The organism is Sphingopyxis sp. TUF1 (assembly GCF_036687315.1).
In the GTDB taxonomy this organism is placed as follows: domain Bacteria; phylum Pseudomonadota; class Alphaproteobacteria; order Sphingomonadales; family Sphingomonadaceae; genus Sphingopyxis; species Sphingopyxis kveilinensis.
This window is the reverse complement of record NZ_CP144683.1, coordinates 1222394-1241695: the sequence shown is the minus strand read 5'-3', so window position 1 is coordinate 1241695 and position 19302 is coordinate 1222394. Positions and strand designations below refer to the sequence as shown.

Annotated in this window: 20 protein-coding genes; 10 read left to right on the top strand and 10 right to left on the bottom strand. The window is 65.9% G+C overall.

Translation table 11 applies throughout. The features are described from left to right. Positions 1-6: 6 nt before the first annotated feature. The 4 genes from rapZ to VSX77_RS05870 form a co-directional block, all read right to left on the bottom strand. A complete protein-coding gene (gene rapZ / locus VSX77_RS05885) occupies positions 7-957 on the bottom strand; it encodes an RNase adapter RapZ (protein WP_338426721.1) in 951 nt (316 codons plus the stop codon). Beyond that, entirely contained in the window at positions 954-1400 is a 447-nt protein-coding gene (locus tag VSX77_RS05880; protein ID WP_338426720.1) for an HPr kinase/phosphorylase, read from the bottom strand. The genes rapZ and VSX77_RS05880 overlap by 4 nt, the downstream gene beginning before the upstream one ends. A 67-nt stretch (positions 1401-1467) precedes the next feature. After that, positions 1468-3099, bottom strand: coding sequence for a sensor histidine kinase (locus VSX77_RS05875; protein WP_338426719.1), 1632 nt, complete (start codon positions 3097-3099; stop codon positions 1468-1470). After that, positions 3065-3775 carry a response regulator transcription factor gene (locus VSX77_RS05870; RefSeq protein WP_338426718.1) on the bottom strand — a complete coding sequence of 237 codons (711 nt, stop codon included), beginning with the start codon at positions 3773-3775 and terminating at the stop codon, positions 3065-3067. Before VSX77_RS05870 ends, VSX77_RS05875 begins: the two co-directional genes overlap by 35 nt. Before the next feature lie 254 nt (positions 3776-4029). Here VSX77_RS05870 and VSX77_RS05865 point away from each other — a divergent pair, with 254 nt between their 5' ends. Both VSX77_RS05865 and VSX77_RS05860 read left to right on the top strand, forming a co-directional pair. Next, on the top strand, positions 4030-5622 hold the full coding sequence (locus VSX77_RS05865) for a phosphoenolpyruvate carboxykinase (RefSeq protein WP_422397307.1): 1593 nt from the start codon (positions 4030-4032) through the stop codon (positions 5620-5622). A 48-nt stretch (positions 5623-5670) separates the two neighbouring features. Then, entirely contained in the window at positions 5671-6120 is a 450-nt protein-coding gene (locus VSX77_RS05860) for a hypothetical protein (RefSeq protein WP_338426716.1), read from the top strand. Here the strand turns inward: VSX77_RS05860 and VSX77_RS05855 are convergent. From VSX77_RS05855 to mutM, 6 genes are all read right to left on the bottom strand, one after another. After that, positions 6117-7052 (bottom strand): DUF2268 domain-containing putative Zn-dependent protease, encoded by a 936-nt coding sequence (locus VSX77_RS05855; protein WP_338426715.1) that lies wholly within the window; start codon positions 7050-7052, stop codon positions 6117-6119. The genes VSX77_RS05860 and VSX77_RS05855 overlap by 4 nt on opposite strands. A gap of 81 nt (positions 7053-7133) precedes the next feature. Beyond that, entirely contained in the window at positions 7134-8066 is a 933-nt protein-coding gene (locus VSX77_RS05850) for a DUF2268 domain-containing putative Zn-dependent protease (protein ID WP_338426714.1), read from the bottom strand. Beyond that, positions 8063-9907: a DUF885 domain-containing protein gene (locus VSX77_RS05845; protein WP_338426713.1), complete on the bottom strand. Its 1845-nt coding sequence runs from the start codon at positions 9905-9907 to the stop codon at positions 8063-8065. The genes VSX77_RS05850 and VSX77_RS05845 overlap by 4 nt, the downstream gene beginning before the upstream one ends. 192 nt (positions 9908-10099) lie before the next feature. Further along, positions 10100-11461 (bottom strand): chromosomal replication initiator protein DnaA, encoded by a 1362-nt coding sequence (dnaA, locus tag VSX77_RS05840; protein WP_338426712.1) that lies wholly within the window; start codon positions 11459-11461, stop codon positions 10100-10102. 497 nt (positions 11462-11958) lie between these two features. Then, complete coding sequence (rpsT, locus tag VSX77_RS05835; protein WP_011543453.1) at positions 11959-12222, bottom strand: 30S ribosomal protein S20; 264 nt, start codon at positions 12220-12222, stop codon at positions 11959-11961. 189 nt (positions 12223-12411) lie between these two features. After that, positions 12412-13224: a bifunctional DNA-formamidopyrimidine glycosylase/DNA-(apurinic or apyrimidinic site) lyase gene (mutM, locus tag VSX77_RS05830; RefSeq protein ID WP_338427225.1), complete on the bottom strand. Its 813-nt coding sequence runs from the start codon at positions 13222-13224 to the stop codon at positions 12412-12414. A 93-nt stretch (positions 13225-13317) separates the two neighbouring features. On the opposite strand from mutM, the gene VSX77_RS05825 reads away from it, so the two are divergent. The 8 genes from VSX77_RS05825 to VSX77_RS05790 all read left to right on the top strand — a co-directional run bounded on the left by VSX77_RS05825 (position 13318) and on the right by VSX77_RS05790 (position 19218). After that, positions 13318-14055 carry a class I SAM-dependent methyltransferase gene (locus VSX77_RS05825; RefSeq protein ID WP_338426711.1) on the top strand — a complete coding sequence of 246 codons (738 nt, stop codon included), beginning with the start codon at positions 13318-13320 and terminating at the stop codon, positions 14053-14055. Positions 14056-14209: 154 nt separating this feature from the next. Beyond that, entirely contained in the window at positions 14210-15754 is a 1545-nt protein-coding gene (gene ubiB, locus VSX77_RS05820; RefSeq protein WP_338426710.1) for a 2-polyprenylphenol 6-hydroxylase, read from the top strand. A 44-nt stretch (positions 15755-15798) separates the two neighbouring features. Further along, entirely contained in the window at positions 15799-16044 is a 246-nt protein-coding gene (locus VSX77_RS05815; protein WP_338426709.1) for a type II toxin-antitoxin system CcdA family antitoxin, read from the top strand. Next, positions 16044-16340, top strand: a complete 297-nt coding sequence (locus VSX77_RS05810; RefSeq protein ID WP_338426708.1) for a CcdB family protein — start codon at positions 16044-16046, stop codon at positions 16338-16340. Before VSX77_RS05815 ends, VSX77_RS05810 begins: the two co-directional genes overlap by 1 nt. A 2-nt stretch (positions 16341-16342) precedes the next feature. Then, entirely contained in the window at positions 16343-17605 is a 1263-nt protein-coding gene (coaBC, locus tag VSX77_RS05805; protein WP_338426707.1) for a bifunctional phosphopantothenoylcysteine decarboxylase/phosphopantothenate--cysteine ligase CoaBC, read from the top strand. Beyond that, positions 17568-18116, top strand: coding sequence for a dUTP diphosphatase (dut, locus tag VSX77_RS05800; protein ID WP_422397292.1), 549 nt, complete (start codon positions 17568-17570; stop codon positions 18114-18116). The genes coaBC and dut overlap by 38 nt, the downstream gene beginning before the upstream one ends. Then, complete coding sequence (locus VSX77_RS05795; protein ID WP_338426706.1) at positions 18116-18865, top strand: HesA/MoeB/ThiF family protein; 750 nt, start codon at positions 18116-18118, stop codon at positions 18863-18865. The genes dut and VSX77_RS05795 overlap by 1 nt, the downstream gene beginning before the upstream one ends. Further along, a complete protein-coding gene (locus VSX77_RS05790; protein ID WP_338427224.1) occupies positions 18853-19218 on the top strand; it encodes a DsrE family protein in 366 nt (121 codons plus the stop codon). Before VSX77_RS05795 ends, VSX77_RS05790 begins: the two co-directional genes overlap by 13 nt. Positions 19219-19302 lie beyond the last annotated feature (84 nt).

Sequence of the window (19302 nt, the reverse complement as noted above, 5' to 3'; positions counted from 1 at the left end):
CGACCTTTATCGTTCGCCGCCGGATGCGGTCGCAATCGGCGGGGGTTTGCCCTCAAGCCCATCTTGCGGGGCAGAGTCAAGATTGCGGTGGGTCAATACTGGCTCATATCCGGACGCACGCAGCGTTTGCGCAACGCGCGCGGCGACATGGACCGAGCGATGGCGCCCGCCGGTGCAGCCGAACGCGACGGTGACATAGCTTTTACCCTCGGCGCGGTAGCGCGGCAGCAAGGTCAGGATCAGCCGCTCGATCTGCGACACGCTGTCCTCATAGGCCGGGTCGGCGATGACATAGGCGGCGACATCGGGGTCGAGCCCCGTGCCGGGCTTCAGCTTTGCATCCCAGTGCGGGTTGCGAAGATAGCGCATGTCGAACACCAGGTCGGCGTTGCGCGGCAGCCCGCGGGCAAAGCCGAAGCTCAATATGTTGAGCGCGGGTTCGCCGTCGCCGGCATCGCCGAAGCGCTGGCGCACCTCCTGCTGCAAATCGTTGCTCGTATAATTGGTCGTGTCGACGACATGCTCGGCCCAGCGGCGGAGCGGCTCCATCATCTCGCGTTCGCGCGCAATCCCGTCGGCAGCGGGGCGGTCCTCGGCGAGCGGGTGGCGACGGCGCGTTTCGGAAAAGCGGCGTTCGAGCTCGGCGCCCGCGCAATCGAGGAACAAGGTCTGAATGTCGCGCCCGCCGCCCTCGCGCAATTCCTTGATCCGCCGCACGAGCAGCGCGGGACGAAACCCCCGGCTCCGGCTGTCGATGCCGATCGCGAGCGGTCTCCCAGTCTCGGCGCGATTCATCGGTGCGTCGATCAGCGCTTCGAGCAGGGCAAGCGGCAGGTTGTCGACAACCTCCCAGCCCAGATCCTCCAGCACCTTCAGTACGGTCGATTTGCCCGCACCCGACAGCCCGGTGACGAGGAGCATCCGCGAATCGGTTTCCGGGGCGATCGCTCCGCTCATGCCGCAGGTGCCAGCCGTTCGAGTGCGAGCATGATCTTGATCGGCGCCGAAACCTCGAACGCCGACAGCAGCAGCGCGGGAATCGGATAACCCGCGACCATTTCGACCTGCCCGACCGCGGGCATTCGGTCATAACGGTCGGTCAGTCGAACTGCGAGTGCCAGCGGCACCGGCGCGGTCCATGGTCGTTCGACGATGCCGATCCCGCGCACCTCCAGCTTGCCGGCAAGATTCTCCGGCGGGCGGCACCAGAGCCGACCCCGGTCGAACCAGACATCGCAGCGGTCGTCGGCGACCAGCCGTGCGCCGCGGTCGATCAGTCGCAGCGCCAGATCCGACTTGCCCTGCCCCGAATTGCCGAGAATCAGCACTCCGCCATTGCCCGCCGCGACGCAGCTGGCATGAATGTTGACGATTTCGGGCCTGGTCCGGCTTGGCAGCATGGCAAGCAGGCTTACCGGCGACGAAGCGGGGCTGCAAGGCGATAGGACGCGGCGGAGCGAGGGGGCGTCAGGCGGCGGCCGTCCCGCTGTCGCTCGCGGGCAGGGTGATCAGCAGGCTCGCGCCCGGCTTGCCGTCGTCGCGGTCGCGTGCGCTGATCGTCCCGCTATGGCCCTCGACAATTGTCCGCGCGATCGCAAGGCCCAGCCCGCTGTGGCGGCCAAAGGCTTCGCCCGCCGGCCGTTCGCTGTGAAAGCGCCGGAAAACCGCCTCGCGCTGCGCAGGGTCGATGCCGGGCCCGTCGTCGTCGACGCGGACATGCACTTCGTCGCCCAGCCGCGTCGCGGCGATGCAGACAAGGCCGGAGTTGGGGGTGAAGCTGATGGCGTTGTCGATGACGTTGTCGATGGCGCGTTCGAGGCGGTGGCCGTCGCCCATCACGATCGTGGTGCCCTTGCGCGGCCGCGCGAAGGCGATACGCGGGTGCGGCGAATCGGGGTCGATGCGCGCCTTGCGCGATGCGAGCATCGATTCGATCATCATCCCGACGTCGATCGGTTCGAACAGTGTGCGCGACAATTGCGCGTCGACGCGGCTCGCCTCGCTGATATCGTTGACGAGCCGATCGAGCCGCCGCACATCCTCGTCGGCGATCGCGAGCAGCTGTGCGCGCTGTTCGTCCGACTGGACACGCCCCAGCCCCTCGATCGCCGAGCGCACCGACGCGATCGGGTTCTTGAGTTCGTGCGTTACATCGGCGGCGAAATGCTCGCCCGCGTCGATGCGTTCGCGCAGCGCCTGCGTCATGTCGCTGAGGGCCCGCGCGAGCGTGCCGATCTCGTCGCGGCGGCTGGGCAGGCGCGGCACGACGACTTCGCGCGCGCGGCCGAGGCGGACGCGCACCGCCGCGCGCGCCAGCCGCCGCAGCGGGCGGACGATCGTGCGCGCGAGGAACAGCGACAGGAGAGTCGAGGCGATCAGCACCATCGCGACGACGACGGCCAGCCGAAACCGCTCGGCGCGCACGGTGCGCGTGATGTCGCGGGCGTTCAGCGTCATCAGCACCGTCTGCGGCGTTTCCAGCTCGACGACGCGCGCCGCACTCAAAAGCGGCGTGCGTTCGGGGGCGTAGCGAAAGCGGCTGGCGGGCAGCCCGCCGCGCTGCGCCTCGACCACTTCGGGCCACGCCGCGGCCATGTCGACGACGGGTTCGCGAAAATCGGGATAGGTCGGCGCGCCGACAATCCAGTCGATGCCGCGATCCATCGCACGCGCGGCATCGCGCTGCCACGCCTGCAAATTGGGGTCGCGCAGCGTATAGGTCGGCACGCCGCTTTCGAAACTGTCCGAAAGGCGGCGGCCATCGGCAGCATAGAAGCGCAGGCGCGACTCGGTGGCTTCGGCAAATTCGGCGATCAGCCGGTCGCGCTCTTCCGGGCGCGCTGCCTCGAGCGCGTTGTCGAGCATCGCAAGCTGGTCCTTCATCACTTCGATGCGCGTATCGACCAGCCGGGTGCGATAGGTGTCGAGGTAATAAAAACCGCCCGCGAGCAGCGCGACGGCCAGGATATTGACCGCCAGGATACGCGTCGTCAGCGACCAGCGCGCCGACCAGACGAGCGGCGATTCCTCCTGTTCGGCCACGCTCGCGTCGGGGGGCAGGGGATCAGCTTTCGTCGGCAAAGCGGTATCCAGCGCCATAAAGGGTGGCGATCGCATCGAAATCGGGGTCGACCTCGCGGAACTTGCGGCGCAGCCGCTTGATGTGGCTGTCGATCGTCCGGTCGTCGATATAGACATCGTCCTGATAGGCGGCGTCCATCAGCTGGTTACGGCTGCGCACGATGCCGGGGCGGCTCGCGAGCGTTTCGAGGATCAGAAATTCGGTGACGGTCAGTGTCACGTCCTTGCCGTCCCAGCTGACCTTGTGCCGCGCCGGGTCCATTTGCAGCCGCCCGCGGGTGATCGGCTCGGCGACGGGTTCGTCGTCGTCGCTCGGCGCGGCGCGGTTGAGTTCGACGCGGCGCAGGATCGCGCGGATGCGTGCGATCACCAGCCGCTGCGAAAACGGCTTGGCGATATAATCGTCGGCGCCCATCGCCAGCCCCAATGCCTCGTCGATCTCGTCATCCTTGCTGGTCAGGAAGATGACGGGAAGCTGGCTTTTTTCGCGCAGGCGGCGCAGCAGTTCGAGCCCGTCCATCCGCGGCATCTTGATGTCGAAGACGGCGAGATCGGGCGGATTGTCGATCAGCGGTTTCAGCGCCGCCTCGCCGTCCGAATAGACGCGCGTGACGAACCCCTCGGCCTGAAGCGCGATCGACAGCGATTGCAGGATGTTGCGGTCGTCGTCGACCAGCGCGATGGTTGCCGTCATGCTCTTTCCGTTGGGCGGGGCCGCAGGCTGGGTTAGCCGATCCCCACGCCACCGACAACTGCCACGGAACGGGACAGCGACGCGCTGGAATCTTTTGACCTGTCCCCCCATCCTCGCTAACGCGGCCCTTAATCTAAGGAATCGGCGTCACGTCGGCACCCATGGGAATGCGGGCCTGCCCCTTTGCGCGGCAGCTGCTGCATACCTATGCAATCGGGCCGACGGACTTGGGAAAGGCTTGAACGATGACACAGATGGCGATCGGCAATCAGACCGTCGAAACGCAGGCGGAAGTGGCCGAAAACTGGGGCCCTTCGGCGCTGATCGAAGAAGCCATCCGCCATGGCGAAGGCCGCCTCGCCAAGGACGGCCCGCTGGTCGTTGCGACGGGCAAGCACACCGGGCGCAGCGCCAAGGACAAGTTTATCGTCCAGGACGATGAAACGCGCGATACGATCTGGTGGGGCAAGACCAATGTCCCGATGACGCCCGATCATTTCGCGGCGCTCAAGGCCGATTTCCTCGCGCATCTCGCGTCGCGGCCGCGACTTTATCGCCAGCAGCTGTTCGGCGGATCGCAGCCTGAGCACCGCGTTGCCGTGCAGGTCGTGACCGAATTTGCCTGGCACAGCCAGTTCATCCGTACGCTTCTCTGCCGCCCGACGGCCGATGAGCTGGCGGCATTCGCGGCCGAATATACGATCGTCGACCTGCCCAGCTTCCGCGCCGACCCGGCAAAACATGGCACGCGCAGCGAAACGGTCATCGCCGTCAATTTTACCGAAAAGCTGATCCTGATCGGCGGCACGCAATATGCCGGCGAAATGAAGAAGTCGGTGTTCGGCATCCTCAATTACCTGCTTCCGGTGAAGCGCGTGATGCCGATGCACTGTTCGGCGAACATCGGTCCGAAGGGCGATACGGCGGTCTTTTTCGGCCTGTCGGGCACCGGCAAGACGACGCTCTCGGCCGACGCCTCGCGCACGCTGATCGGCGATGACGAGCATGGCTGGTCGGATACGGCGGTCTTCAATTTCGAGGGCGGCTGCTATGCCAAGATGATCCGCCTGTCGCCCGAGGCCGAGCCCGAGATTTTCGCGACGACCAAGCGTTTCGGCACGGTGCTCGAAAATGTCGTGATGGACCCCGAAACGCGCGAGCTCGATTTCGACGACGCGAGCCTCGCAGAGAACAGCCGTGGCAGCTACCCGATCGATTTCATTCCGAACACGTCGGAAAAGAATATGGGGCCGGTGCCGCAGAATATCATCATGCTGACCGCCGACGCCTATGGCGTGCTTCCCCCGATCGCGAAGCTCACCCCCGATCAGGCGATGTATCACTTCCTGTCGGGCTACACCGCGCGCGTCGCCGGCACCGAAATCGGCGTGACCGAGCCCGAGGCGACCTTCTCGACCTGTTTCGGCGCACCTTTCATGCCGCGCCATCCGTCGGTCTATGGCAATTTGCTGAAAGAGCGGATCGCCAAGGGCGGCGTCCAGTGCTGGCTCGTCAACACCGGCTGGACCGGCGGCATGGCGACGATGGAGGGAATCAAGCGGATGCCGATTAAGGCGACGCGCGCGCTGCTCAATGCGGCGCTCGACGGCAGCCTGAACGATGCCGAATTCCGCCGCGATCCCTATTTCGGCTTCATGGTTCCCGTCGCGGTGCCGGGCGTCGATGCCAGCCTGCTCGACCCGCGCGAAGCCTGGGCCGACAAGGCGGCGTACGACCGCACCGCGCAAACGCTGGTCCAGCAATTCATCGACAATTTCGCGCAATTTGAAAGCCATGTCGACGAAGGCGTCCGTCAGGCCGCCCCGCAGGCCACCGTCGCAGCATAATCCACCCGGTTCTTTCCGGGTGGTCGATCACCCGGAAGGACCGGACCAATGACCACCGATTATAAGCCGCGCCTGTTCGAGCGCGATTCCGACATCCACGCGCTGGGCGAGGGACTGCTGGCCTGCACCCTGCCACGCGCCGCGTGGACGCACGAGGCCCATCTGGCCGCGTGCCTGTGGCTGCTCACCGAGCGCTCCAACATCGACATCGACGCGGAAATCGGCACGATCATCCGCCGCTTCAACGAAAGCGTCGGCGGGGTGAATGACGATAGGCAAGGGTATCACGACAGCATCACCCGCACCTATGTCGCCGGGGTGCGGCTGTTCCTGTCCGAAACGGCCGAAACAGGTCTGACTGCGCGCGTCAACGCGCTGCTTTTTTCGGATATGGGCCGCCGCGACTGGCCACTGCGTTTTTACGGCCGCGAGCTGCTGTTTTCAGTCGCGGCGCGGCGGGGGTTTGTCGAGCCCGATCTCCAGCCCTTGCCGGCTTAAAGCGCCATCCCCGGCGTCCACTCGCTTTCGGCCAGGAAGGCGGCGGGATCCTGCATCTCGATGATTTCGCGCAGTGCCGCCGTCTTGTCAGCGGACCGGGTGTAATGCGCCTTGGCGACGCGATAGCCGATCCAATAGCCCAAGTCGCCCGGCCAGCCGTCGCTGCCCTGCTGGTTATAGAGCCAGCGCGACCCGTTCGCCTTGCCGTCCTTTTCGGGGAGGAAGGCGGCCTCCAGCTCCGCTTCGCGGCCCTTCGCCCATTGGTGGAGCCGCGGATAGGCAACCGACCCGGTCATCTGCTCGGCGACGAATTCGGCCGCACCCTCGACGAGCGCGGCGTGGAGCACCGTGTCATCCTCGCTCTCTACCTGGGCAAGCGGTTGCTGCGCGTGGACATATTCGTGCGCGATGACGTGAACGAAGCGATCCTCGTCATCGGCCTCGACGAACTTCGCCATGCACAAGGTTTCCAGTCCGATATAAAGACCTTTGGCGTTTGCGGTTCCCGCAGTGCTCCCGCGGCCGATCGCGATCGTGATCGGCGGGAATTTCGCTTGCGGATAGAGGGTCGCAAGCCGTTCGGTTGCGGTGACCAGGCGGGTGCGGACATTCCCGAGCTTCGCCGCGCAGCCGCGTGCATCGCTGAACAGCTGCGGCTTGTCGCGGAGCGCGACGGCAAGCTTTTCAGGCGTGATGCGCCGCAGCGCCATGAATTCGACCAGCCCCGGCGAGGGAGTGGCAAGGTAGCGCGCGGCAAGTGCGTCGGGGTCCGATGCAAGGGCGGGATCGTCGTAGAGGGCAAAGAAGCGTTCGACGTCGGACGTGTCGATCACGACGCGCGGCGTCGCGGCAGGGGTATCAAAGGCGTGAGCGTTGGTGCCCCCGATTACCGATGCCACAAGCGCGACGACTGCCGCCACGAACTGCTTCATGCCTTTCCTCCTTCACATATTCATCGATATTTGCGCGAGCGGACAATCTCGCTCGGGGCCTGACTTTGGACCTCTGCCGTCCTACAGTGCCATCCCTGGCGTCCAGCCGCTTTCGGCCAGAAAGGCTGCGGGATCCTTCATCTCGATTATCTCGCGCAGTGCGGCCGCCTTGTCGGGCGCCCGGTTGTAATAGCTTTTGACAATCCGGTAGCCGACCCAATAACCAAGATCGCCCGGCCAGTCCGGTGTGCCAAGCTGGTTGTAAAGCCACCGCGACCCTTGCGCCTTGCCGTCTATTTCGGTCAGGAAATCGCGTTCGATCGCGGCCGCGCGCCCGTCCGCCCAGCGGTGCAAATGCGTGTACGCGACCGATCCGCCGATCTGTTCGGAGACAAATTCGGCGGCGCCTTCGACGAGGGCGGCGTGGAGCACAGTTTCGCTGTCGCTTTCGACCTGCGCCAGCGGTTGCTGGGCATGGATATATTCATGCGCGATGACATGGACGAAACGGTCTTCGTCGTCGGCTTCGAGAAATCTGGCGGCGCATAGCGCTTCGAGTGAGACGTACAGCCCCTTGGCATTTGCAGCGGCGACCGGCGCGCCGCGGCTCAACGCGATAGTGATCGGCGGAAAGGTCGCCGGCGGATAAAGCTCGGCCAGCCGGTCCGTCGCCGCCGTCAAGCGGCCGCGGACGTTGCCGAGCGTTTTTGCGCAGCTCCGCGCATCGCGGTAAAGGTCGGGCTTGTTGCGCAGCGCCGCAGCGACCCGTTCGGGCGTGATCCTGCGCATCGCCATATATTCGACGAGCCCCGGCGAGGGGGTGGCGAGATAGCGCGCAGCGAGCGCATCGGGGTCCGAGGCAAAGGCGGGATCGTCGTAGAGGGCAAAGAAGCGTTCGACGTCGGAGGTGTCGATCACGACGCGCGGCGTCGCGGCAGGGGTATCGGAGGCATGGGCCGGCGGGGCGGCGATCAGGGTCGCCGCGAGGGCGACGATTGCGGTCGCGCGCTTCATGCTTTTGCCCCCGCCACATATTCGGCGACATTCAACGCGAGCACGTCGAGCGGGACGTTGCCGCCCTTGACCACCACGTCGTTGAAATCGCGCAGGTCGTATCTCGCACCCAGCGCCGCCTGCGCCAGCCCGCGCTGGCGGACGATCTCGCTGTGCCCGACCTTGTATCCGCACGCCTGCCCGGCCCAGCTGCAATAGCGGTCGACCTCGCTCGCGACCTCGAGCGGGTTCGAACCATTTTCTTCGACGAAAAAGCGTACTGCCTGCTCGCGCGACCAGCGTTTCGCGTGCAGGCCAGTGTCGACAACGAGGCGGCAGGCGCGAAAGGCCAGCGACTGGAGATAGCCCAGCCGCCCGACCTCGAAATCGTCATAGAGGCCCAGCTCGTCGGCGAGTTGTTCGGCATAGAGCGCCCAGCCCTCCGAATAGGCGTTGAACGCCAGCATCGTGCGGATGAGCGGCATCGAATGCGCATATTCGCCCTGCCAGACATGGCCGGGGATCGCCTCGTGCATCGCCAAATCGGGAAGCGAATATTTGCTGTGCAGGTCGGTGGTGCGCAAATTGATCCAGAAGCGTCCCGGGATGCTGCCGTCGATCGATCCCGCGCCGCCATAGGCCGCAGGCGCTCCCGGCTCTTCGGCGAGCGGCAGCCGCTTCACCTCGACATTGCCCTTCACCAGGGTGCGGAAGGCGCGCGGCAGCTCGGCGCGGATCTTGCCCAGCCATGTGTCGATATAGGTGACGATTTCGGCGCGGCCGGCGTCATTGTCGGGGAATTTGTAGCGCGGGTCCTTGGCAAGCGCGTTCATCCGGTCACCGACCGAGCCTTGCGTGTAGCCCAGCTTCTTCAGGATCGGGTCCATCCGGCCATGGAGTTCCGCGAGTTCGCGGCGGCCCATTTCATGAATCTCGTCAGGGGTCATGCGCGTCGTGGTCGAGGCGCGCAGCCCCCACGCATACCATTCGTCGCCGCCGGGCCGCGCCCACAGGCCGGGGTCCATCGTCGCCCGCGGCCGCTGGGCCTTCAGCTCGGCAAGCTGGCGTTCGAGCGCGGCAACGACGGGACCCTGCACGATCTTTGCGGCCCGCGCGCGCCAGTCGCCGCCCAGCTTGGCCGCGGCCGCGCGGCGGTTCAGGCTTTCGACCATCGATCCGCCCGCTTTCGCATCGGCGAGGCTCGTCTCAATCTGCGCGACCGCCTTGTCGATCAGGAAGGCGGGCGCGATCAGCCCCTGCGCGCCTGCGGCCTTCAGCCGCTCGGTCTCACCGTCGAGCGCGCCCGGAAAGGCATTGAGGCGCGCGAGGTACGCCTCGGCATCGGCAGAGGTGCGAACCGGATGATCGCTATCGAGGAATTTCGGGACATCGAGATAGGCGCCGACGTTCTGGATCACGACATAGGGCGTGTTGCGCCATCCGCCGACCGCGACATCGCCATAGGGTAGGGCAAAACCCGCAAGCGCGACGTCATAGGCGCTTTCGACGACGGCCAGGCTGGTGCGTGTGCCATGGTCGAGCCCCGCCTTGTCGAACGCGCGAAGACGCGCGGCGTCGGCCTTCAGCGTGTCGGCAAGCGCCTGCACACCCGCCGCCGATCGATCGCCGAGCTGCCCGCGCATCGCCGCGCGGTCGCCGGTGTCGATGCCGAGCGATGTCGCGCCCTCGGGCGAATGGGCGAGGAGATTGTCGCCCACCGAATCGAGCAACTGCTGCGCGCTATTCTTGGGAGCGCCCTGCAACGCCGCAGCAGGTCCGGCGATGGCGATGCCCGCGGTGCCCGCGCCAAGGGCGGCAAGCGTGTGACGGCGGCTGACGGGGACGGAAAGCGGATGATGCACTGGCGGCTCCCTGCGACCTTGTTTCGGTTGAAACCTGTTTAGGCGGCGCGGCGCGGCGGTCAATGAAAAGGGGCAGTCAAACCGATACTTGGCCGCCCCCGATCGAAATTTATGGAGCGTTGGTCGTTGGGTGAGGCCGGAGGTGCGGGCACGCTCCACCCATTGTGGATAAACCCGGCACAGGCCTGTGGATCAGCCGTTGAGACTGCGGCGGATCGCGGCGATTTCGGCGTCGAGTTCGCTGTCGGCGACGCGCAGCGCCTCGACCGTGCGGACAGCGTGAATCACCGTCGAATGGTCGCGGCCGCCGAAACGGCGCCCGATTTCGGGGTAGGAGCGCGGCGTGAGTTCCTTGGAGAGATACATGGCGACCTGACGCGGGCGGGCAATCGCGCGGACGCGGCGCTTCGAGCTCATTTCCGACTTGTCGAGCCGGTAATGCGCGCAGACCGCACGCTGGATCTCGTCAATCGTGATGCGCGGACGCGCGCTGCGGACATTTTCGGCCAGCCGGTCTTCGGCCAGCGCCAGATCGACACGCACACCGGTGAGCGCAGCATAGGCGAGCAGCTTGTTGAGCGCGCCTTCGAGCTCACGGATGTTGCGCGTGAAATGCCTGACCAGATAGGCGACGACATCATCGGGCACCTCGACCATCGGCATCGCAGCGAGCCGCTGGCGGATGATGCGTTCGCGAAGATCGTCCTCGGGCGCCTCGATGTCGGCGACGAGCCCGCCCGACAGGCGCGAGAGCAGTCGCGCCTCGACCCCGTCGAGCATCGCGGGCGGGCGGTCGGCGGTAACGACGAGGCGCTTGCCCGCGGTCATCAGGTCGTCGACCGTGTGGAGCAACTCTTCCTGCGTCGAATTCTTGCCGATGACAAATTGCAGATCGTCGAGCAGCAACAGGTCGGCGGCGCGCAGCCGCGCCTTGAACGCCATCATGTCGCCGCCGCGCATCGCGCCGACGAATTCGAGCATGAATTTTTCCGCCGACATCAGGATGATGGTCGCGGTCGGGTGCGCCGCGGCATAATCCTGCGCGATCGCTTGCAACAGGTGCGTCTTGCCCTGCCCGGTGCCCGAGCAGAGATAGAGCGGGTTGAACTGCGGCCGCTCGACCATCGCCATGCGGCGCGCGGCATTGGCGGCGAGGATATTCGAGCGCGCGACGACGAAGCGGTCGAACGACAGACGCGGGTCGAAACCGAGCAGCGCGGGGTTGGCCGCCGGTGCAGGCGCGTTGTCGAACGCCGGCAGCGGCGCCGACGCGAATGTCTCGGCGCGCTCGGTCGCGGCTGCACCGCCGCGCACGTTCACGCCGCGCACCGTGGGCAGCTGCTGCCGCCACGCGAGTTCGAGCCGGTCGCCAAAGCGTTCGTTGATCCAGTTCGCCGAAAAGCGGCTTGCGGTCTCGAGCGTCACGACGCCCGACAGCGCGCAATAATCGGCGAAGCGCACCGGCTTTAGCCAATGATCGAAGGTGCGCGCGCCCAGGTCGCGGCGCAGGCCTTCGGCAACGCGCGGCCAGAGCGCCGCGGCATCGCCGCTCACTGCTCCGCCTTCTGCGTCTTGCCCATGCCGATTGCCGCTTTCTGCCACGCCGTGCCGCCCCCTGTGATCCCCTGGCGCCGGTATCGGACAGCCGCCACGCGCCAATTCGTCGCCTGCGCCGGGCACAGGCTGACCGTTCGGACCAACGGCCCGAAAGGATACGAATCATGTCGATGTGGCGGCCGCCGGCGAAGGCCGACGACGCACCTGTCTAGGCAAGGCGCGCCGAGTCGATCAAGGGGCGCACGTGTAAAAATACTGAAATAAAAATCTTGACTCGTCGTGGCTCGCGGAATCGCGTTAAGAGGCGTTTTTATCTCGATTTTTCATATGGTTATGGGGGATGATGCGGCGCGTCTGCAACGAATCGCCAAATATCCGCGACTTACCGCGCTGCAACACTATTGCCATCGCGATGTCACAATAGCGCATGCAAAAAAGGACCCGCGGGCAAGAAGCCGGCGGGTCCTTTTTGTTCCCTTTGGGGACGGGTCAGATCAGGCGATCGCGTTCACGCTCTTGGTCAGGCGCGAATATTTGCGCGCGACGGTGTTTTTGTGCAGCACGCCCTTGGCGACGCCGCGCGCCATTTCGGGCTGCGCCGCCTTCAGTGCGGTTGCGGCAGCGTCCTTGTCGCCGGCGGCGACGGCGGCTTCGACCTTCTTGACGAGGGTGCGGATACGCGAAACGCGATTCTTGTTCACGACGGCACGCGCCTGGTTGCGGCGGATGCGCTTCTTTGCCTGCGGCGTATTGGCCATAAATTCCTCTAGTCTTTCAAACGGTCAACATGGTCGGAGCGCAGCCGCATCGGAGCAGCCGAATCGCGCATGGAGCGGCGAATCAATGTCCGGATACAGCCGGTTCCGGACGACCGGACCCTGCTCGAAGGGTGCGCGCATAGCGATGAAGGGCGATTTGGTCAATGGCCTTGCGGCAAATATCCGGGCTTAACGCTGGCATTTACGGCAATAGAAGGTCGATCGTCCGCCTTGGACAATGCGTGCAACGATGCCGCCGCATTCGCAAGCCCCGCCCTCGCGCCCGTAGACGCGCCAATCCTTCGCGAAATAGCCGAGATCGCCATCGGGACTCAAGAAATCGCGCAGCGTCGATCCGCCCGCTGCGATCGCCGCCGCAAGCACCGCCTTGATCGCGGGCACGAGCGCGGCGAGTTTCGGCTTGGGCACGTCGGCGGCGGCCGTCAGCGGCGAGATGCGCGCCATGTTGAGCGCTTCGCAGACATAGATATTGCCGAGCCCCGCGACGACCGTCTGGTCGAGCAGCATCGCCTTGACCGGCGCACGGCGCCCCGCGAACGTGCGCGCCAGATGGGCGGCGTCGAAATCATCCGACAGCGGTTCGGGGCCGAGCGTCACGAACGCCGCGAACGACGCCAGCGGGTCGCCCGCCACAAGATCGACCGAGCCGAAGCGCCGCGGGTCGTGGAGGAAGAGCCGGTGCCCCGCACGGGTTTCGAGGAGCAGATGGTCATGCTTGCCCGGCGCGCCCCCCTCGGTCCGCCAGCGTCCCGACATGCCGAGATGAAAGATCATATGATCGTCACGGTCGGTCGAGACGATGCCATATTTGGCGCGGCGCGACAGACCCGTGACGGTCGCGCCGGTCAACCGCTGCGCGAGGTCGGCGGGAAAGGGGCGGCGAAGGTCGGGGCGGAAAGTGGTGACCGCGGTCAGCCTTTGCCCTTCGAGGAAGGGAGCGAGGCCGCGCACGGTGGTTTCGACTTCAGGTAATTCGGGCATATCGCGCATCGGGCTACGCGCCATTTGCGCGGGCGGCAAGGCCCGGCTAAAGGCCGTTCGACTTTACCTCTCCCCTGCAAAGGCGCGCAAACGATGGCCACTCCCGATACTGTCAGCTTCGGCTATGAGCAGGTTCCCGCGGGCGCGAAGACCGCGATGGTCGGCGAGGTGTTCAGCCGCGTCGCGCGCAAATATGACATCATGAACGACGCAATGTCGGGCGGAATGCACCGGCTGTGGAAGGACCGCTTCGTGCGCCGCGTCAAGCCGCGCGCGGGCGAGACGATCCTCGACATGGCGGGCGGCACCGGCGACATCGCCTTCCGCATGGAACCGTCGGGCGCCAGCATCACCGTGGCCGACATCAATCCCGACATGCTGGGGGTCGGCATGGAGCGCGCAGCAGCGCGCGGCATCGACAGCCTGGTCTGGTCCGAACAGAATGCCGAGCGGCTGACCTTCCCCGACCGCTTTTTCGACGCCTATACGATCGCCTTCGGCATCCGCAACGTTACCGACATTCCCCCAGCGCTGAAGGAAGCGCACCGCGTGCTGCGCTTTGGCGGGCGGTTCTTTTGCCTGGAATTTTCGACGAACGAGTGGCCGGGCTTTGCCGAAGCCTACGACGCCTATTCGCATCACCTGGTGCCGAAGCTCGGCAAGCTGATCGCACAGGACGAAGACAGCTATCGTTACCTGATCGAATCGATCCGCCGCTTTCCGCCGATGCCCGAATTTGCGCGGATGATCCGCGAGGCGGGCTTCACCGGGGTCAAGGTCGAACCGATTCTGGGCGGACTCGTCGCGATTCACAGCGGATGGAAGGCGTGAGCGGACGGCATTTTCATCCCCTCCCGCAAGCGGGAGGGGCAGCGAGACTTGCGAACTTGTTCGCTAGTCGCAGCGGAGTGGGCCGTTGCGCTGCCGCATTCTCGCTACGCTCGCGCCCACCCCTAGCCCCTCCCGCCTGCGGGAGGGGAACCGAATGACCCGTCCCGTCACCCATATTGCCCGCCTGCTGAAATGGGGCCGCATCCTCGCGCGCCATGGCGCGCTGCGCGGGATCGAGACCGCACCCGAGACGCCGCCCGGGGTCAAGCGGCTGTGCCGGATCGCACGGCTCGGCACGACCCAGCCGAAAATTCCCGACTATGCCGCCGCCTTTCAGGCGATCGGCCCCGCCGCGGTCAAGCTGGGGCAGACGCTGGCGACGCGGCCCGACCTGGTCGGTGAGGACGCCGCGCGCAACCTGCTGACGCTGCAGGATGCGTTGCCGCCGGTCGCCTTTGCCCGCATCCGGCAGGAGATCGAAGCGACGTTCGAGGCGCCGCTGGAAAGCCTTTACAGCGAATTCGATCCCGAACCCGTCGGATCGGCGTCGATCGCGCAGGTCCACCGCGCGGTCACGACCGACGGACGCCGCGTGGCGGTCAAGATTCGCCGTCCGGGCATCGACAAGCAGTTCGCGCGCGACATCGAAACCTATGAATGGGCCGCCGCGCATCTGGAGGCGCTGGGCGGCGAAGCGTCGCGGCTCCGCCCGCGGCAAGTGATCGCCAATTTTCGCCGCTGGACGCTGCGCGAGCTCGACCTCAGGCGCGAAGCGGCGTCGGCATCCGAACTGGCCGACGCGATGGCGGCGGTGCCCGAATATGAAGTGCCCGCGATCGATTGGGACCGCACGAACAGCCGCGTGATGACGATGAGCTGGATCGACGGCATCAAGATTTCGGACCGTGACGCGCTGATCGCCGCGGGGCATGACATGGAGAGGCTGGCGGCGAACCTGGTCCACGCCTTTTTGCGGCAGGCGATCGCCGAAGGTTTCTTCCACGCCGACATGCACCAGGGCAATCTGTTCGTGAAGGCCGACGGGACGATCGCTGCGGTCGATTTCGGCATCATGGGACGGATCAACCGGCAGGCGCGATACTGGCTGGCCGAAATCCTCTATGGGCTGACCACCGGCAATTATCGCCGCGTCGCCGAGATCCATTTCGAGGCGCAATATGTGCCCGATTATCACAATGTCGACGAGTTCGCGACCGCGCTGCGCGCGGTCGGCGAGCCGATGCGCGGCAAGCCGGTGAGCGAACTCAGCGTCGGCCAGATGCTCGACGGACTGTTCGCGATTACCCGCGATTTCGACATGCAGACCCAGCCGCACCTGTTGCTGCTCCAGAAGACGATGGTGATGGTCGAGGGCGTCGCGACGATGCTGAACCCGCAGATCAACATGTGGGACGTGTCGGGGCCTTTCGTGAAGGAATGGATCCGCGATGAGCTTGGTCCCGAAGCCGCGCTTGCCGATGGCCTGCGCGAACAGGGCAAGACGCTGGCGCTGATTCCCGACATCATCCGCCGTCTCGACCAGCAATTGCCGCGCAAGGGCGCCGCCCCGCCTGCGCCGCCGCTGCCCGACATTCCCCTGATGTGGGAGCGCGGCGAGCGGCGCGTCTGGTGGCGTTATGCGCTGACCGCGGCAGCAGGCGCAGCGGCGGGCGCGGCGGCACTGAACTGGCTGGGTTGAACCCGAATATCATTGCGCATATCATATGCGCAAGGAGAATGGCGATGAACCGTCCGATGCGATTCGACGGGCCAAAGAAGGCCACCAATGTGTCGCTAAACGCGGAACTGGTCGAGGAAGCGCGTACGCTGGGCATCAATGTCAGCGAAGCCTGCCAGACCGGTCTCGCGGCTCAGGTTAAAAACGCAAGATGGGCAAAATGGCAGGAAGAGAATCGCGCGGCGATCGAAGCGTCCAACGAGTATGTGCGTAAAAATGGGCTGCCGCTCGCCAGATACCGGCTATTCTGATGGCGCAATTCGATGTGCGGCGCACGTTGGACGGTGGCTTGGTCGTGGACTGCCAATCCGATCTACTGCGCCACCTCGATACCCGCTTTGTCGTGCCGCTGCTACCGGTCAGCGAATTCGAGGTGGTTGCCCGGCGCCTCAACCCGATCTTCACCGTCGAGGACGCCGGCCATGTTCTATACACGCAGTTCGCGGCGGCCATTCCGGCGCGTCAATTAAGCGAGGTCGTCACGAATCTTGGCGATCACAGCTTTGTTATCATCGATGCGCTTGATGTGTTGCTGACGGGGGTATGACGATGGCACCGAAACGCATCCTGCTTATCGTTGGCGGCGGCATTGCCGCTTATAAGAGCATCGAGCTTGTCCGCCTGCTGCGCAAGGCGGGCATGACGGTGCGCTGCGTCCTCACGCGCGCGGGCGAGCAGTTCGTGACGCCGCTGACGCTCGCGGCATTGAGCGAAAACAAGGTTTATATCAGCCTGTTTGACCTGAAGGACGAGGTCGAGATGGGGCATATCCAATTGAGCCGCGAGGCCGATCTGGTCGTCGTCGCCCCCGCGACGGCAGACCTGTTGGCCAAGATGGCCGGGGGACAAGCCGACGATCTGGCGACGACCTTGCTGCTCGCGACCGACAAGCCGGTGCTCGCCGCGCCCGCGATGAATGTGCGCATGTGGCTGCACGCGGCGACGCAGCGCAACGTCGCCACCTTGCGCGGCGACGGGGTGACGGTAATGGCGCCCGACGAGGGCGAGATGGCGTGCGGCGAATATGGGCCGGGACGCCTGCCCGAACCCGAGGCGATTTTTGCGGCGATTGAGGCGGCGCTGGCGAACGCGCCCGCCCCCTCGATCCTGTCAGGGCAGCCCGATTTCGCGCCCGCCAATCACCGGCCGCTCCACGGCCGCCGCGTCCTTGTCACCGCGGGACCGACGCACGAGCCGATCGACCCCGTGCGCTATATCGCCAACCGGTCGAGCGGCAAGCAGGGCTTTGCGATCGCCGCCGCCGCCGCCAATGCAGGCGCCCAGGTGCTGCTGATCGCGGGGCCGGTACCGCTGCCGACGCCGCCTGGTGTGATCCGCGTCGATGTCGAAACCGCAGTCGAAATGGCCGAAGAAGTGCGCCAGGGCCTGCCGGTCGATGCCGCTATCATGGTCGCCGCGGTCGCCGACTGGCGCGCCGCCGAAAGCCAGGCGCAGAAGATCAAGAAGGATGGCAGCGGGCAGGTTCCGCCACTCGCACTCGCCGAAAATCCCGACATATTGGCGAGTGTCGCGGGGTCGCCTGAACGCCCGCCGCTGCTGATCGGCTTTGCCGCCGAGACCAACGATGTCATCGCCCATGCGCAGGCAAAGCTCGCGCGCAAGGGGTGCGACTGGATCGTCGCCAATGATGTGTCGGCCGACCCAATGGGCGGCGATAGCAACCGGGTGCATATCGTTAGCAAAGACGGGGTAGACAGCTGGGACCGCCTGCCCAAAGCGGCCGTCGCCCGCAAATTGATGGAAAAGATCGCCGATGAACTCGACCGACGCGTCCCCCCTGAATCCGATTGAGATCGCTATCCAGCGGCTGCCCAACGGCGGCGGCCTGCCCCTGCCCGCCTATGCCAGCGATGGCGCGGCAGGGATGGACGTTGTCGCGGCCGAGACGCTGACGATCCGCCCCGGCACGCGTCACGCGGTCGCGACCGGCTTCGCGATGGCGATCCCGGCGGGCTATGAGGTGCAGGTGCGGCCGCGGTCGGGGCTGGCGCTTAAACATGGCATCACCTGCCTCAACACGCCGGGGACGATCGACAGCGACTATCGCGGCGAAGTGAAGGTGATCCTCGCCAATCTGGGCGACGATAATTTCGAGGTGAAGCGCGGCGACCGCATTGCGCAGCTCGTCCCGGCGCTGGTACAGCGCGCGACCTTTGCCGAGGTCGACAGGCTGGACGACACCGCGCGCGGCGCGGGCGGCTTTGGATCGACGGGGGTCGAGAGCGACGCGGCCGACGAAACGACCAAAACCGCAGGCCTCGCTTCGCTGTCGGGTATCAAGCTCCGCCGACCTGCCGAATAGTGCTGAGCGACGCCGAACTTGACCGCTACGCCCGCCAGATCATCCTGCCGGCGTTCGGCGGCGCGGGACAGGCGAAGCTGAAAGCGTCGCATATCGCGATCATCGGCGCAGGCGGGATCGGCTGCCCGGCGATCACCTATCTGGCGGCGGCGGGGGTCGGGCGGCTGACGATCATCGACCATGATGTTGTCGAGCTTTCGAATCTTCAGCGCCAGCCTTTGTTCACCGACGCCGACATCGGGGCGTCGAAGGCGACGGTCGCGGCCGATGCGGCGCGGCGGATCAATCCGCATGTCGAAGCGGTCGCGGTGGCCGAACGGCTGGACGAAACGAACGCCGCGGCGCTGCTGGCTGGCGCGAGCCTGATCCTCGACGGCTGCGACAATTTCGCGACGCGGCTGACGGTCAACCGCGCGGCGGTGGCACAGCAAATCCCGCTGCTGTCGGCGGCAATCGGCGCGTTCGAGGGGCAGGTCGCGCTGTACGAAGGGTGGCGCGGCGATAGCCCCTGTTATGCCTGCCTGGTCGGCGACGATCCCGACCGGCCGGGGATCAACTGCGCCGAGGCGGGCGTGATGGGCGCGCTCGCGGGCATGGTCGGGACGATGGCGGCGCTGGAGGTGGTGCGCGCGCTGTCGGGCTGGGGCACGCCGCTGGTCGGGCGCCTCACGATCATCGACATGTTTGACCGGCGCTGGCGCGAGGTCGCGGTCGCCAAGGAGCCGGAGTGTCCGATATGCCGGGGCTGAACATCATTGTCGCGTCGGCCGATTGGGGGCGTTTTTGCGCGGCGCTCGAGACGGCGATCGCCGCTGCCGCGCTGGGACAGCCCGCGCGCGTATTTTTGCAAGGCGATGCCGCCGCGATGCTGCGCGCACCAGCTGGTTTTGCGGGCGACGGCGCGCGGCGCTCGGCGGGATTGCCGGGCCTGGGCGAGTTGATCGACGAGGCGCTGGCGAGCGGGGTCGAGATGGTCGTGTGCCAGTCGGGGCTGGCGCTGAGTGATTTAACTGCGGACCGGATCGTCGGCGGCGTGAAGGCGGGCGGGGTCGTCAGTTTCCTGGCGGCGGTGGCGGCAGAGGACCGGTTGGTCGTTTATTGACCGATTCCCGTCGCCCCCGCGAAGGCGGGGGCCGCTGGCAACATGGCGCAAGATAGATAGCGGCCCCCGCCTTCGCGGGGGCGA

Excerpts from the sequence above, each read along its gene's own strand:
- VSX77_RS05825 (WP_338426711.1), top strand. The coding sequence starts at position 13,318 with ATGGCCACTCCCGATACTGTCAGCTTCGGCTATGAGCAGGTTCCCGCG.
- mutM (WP_338427225.1), bottom strand. The coding sequence starts at position 13,224 with ATGCCCGAATTACCTGAAGTCGAAACCACCGTGCGCGGCCTCGCTCCC.
- VSX77_RS05880 (WP_338426720.1), bottom strand. The coding sequence starts at position 1,400 with ATGCTGCCAAGCCGGACCAGGCCCGAAATCGTCAACATTCATGCCAGC.
- coaBC (WP_338426707.1), top strand. The coding sequence starts at position 16,343 with ATGGCACCGAAACGCATCCTGCTTATCGTTGGCGGCGGCATTGCCGCT.
- dut (WP_422397292.1), top strand. The coding sequence starts at position 17,568 with ATGAACTCGACCGACGCGTCCCCCCTGAATCCGATTGAGATCGCTATC.
- VSX77_RS05850 (WP_338426714.1), bottom strand. The coding sequence starts at position 8,066 with ATGAAGCGCGCGACCGCAATCGTCGCCCTCGCGGCGACCCTGATCGCC.
- VSX77_RS05860 (WP_338426716.1), top strand. The coding sequence starts at position 5,671 with ATGACCACCGATTATAAGCCGCGCCTGTTCGAGCGCGATTCCGACATC.
- VSX77_RS05875 (WP_338426719.1), bottom strand. The coding sequence starts at position 3,099 with ATGGCGCTGGATACCGCTTTGCCGACGAAAGCTGATCCCCTGCCCCCC.
- ubiB (WP_338426710.1), top strand. The coding sequence starts at position 14,210 with ATGACCCGTCCCGTCACCCATATTGCCCGCCTGCTGAAATGGGGCCGC.
- VSX77_RS05865 (WP_422397307.1), top strand. The coding sequence starts at position 4,030 with ATGGCGATCGGCAATCAGACCGTCGAAACGCAGGCGGAAGTGGCCGAA.
- rapZ (WP_338426721.1), bottom strand. The coding sequence starts at position 957 with ATGAGCGGAGCGATCGCCCCGGAAACCGATTCGCGGATGCTCCTCGTC.
- VSX77_RS05855 (WP_338426715.1), bottom strand. The coding sequence starts at position 7,052 with ATGAAGCAGTTCGTGGCGGCAGTCGTCGCGCTTGTGGCATCGGTAATC.
- VSX77_RS05815 (WP_338426709.1), top strand. The coding sequence starts at position 15,799 with ATGAACCGTCCGATGCGATTCGACGGGCCAAAGAAGGCCACCAATGTG.
- VSX77_RS05810 (WP_338426708.1), top strand. The coding sequence starts at position 16,044 with ATGGCGCAATTCGATGTGCGGCGCACGTTGGACGGTGGCTTGGTCGTG.
- VSX77_RS05790 (WP_338427224.1), top strand. The coding sequence starts at position 18,853 with ATGCCGGGGCTGAACATCATTGTCGCGTCGGCCGATTGGGGGCGTTTT.
- rpsT (WP_011543453.1), bottom strand. The coding sequence starts at position 12,222 with ATGGCCAATACGCCGCAGGCAAAGAAGCGCATCCGCCGCAACCAGGCG.
- VSX77_RS05870 (WP_338426718.1), bottom strand. The coding sequence starts at position 3,775 with ATGACGGCAACCATCGCGCTGGTCGACGACGACCGCAACATCCTGCAA.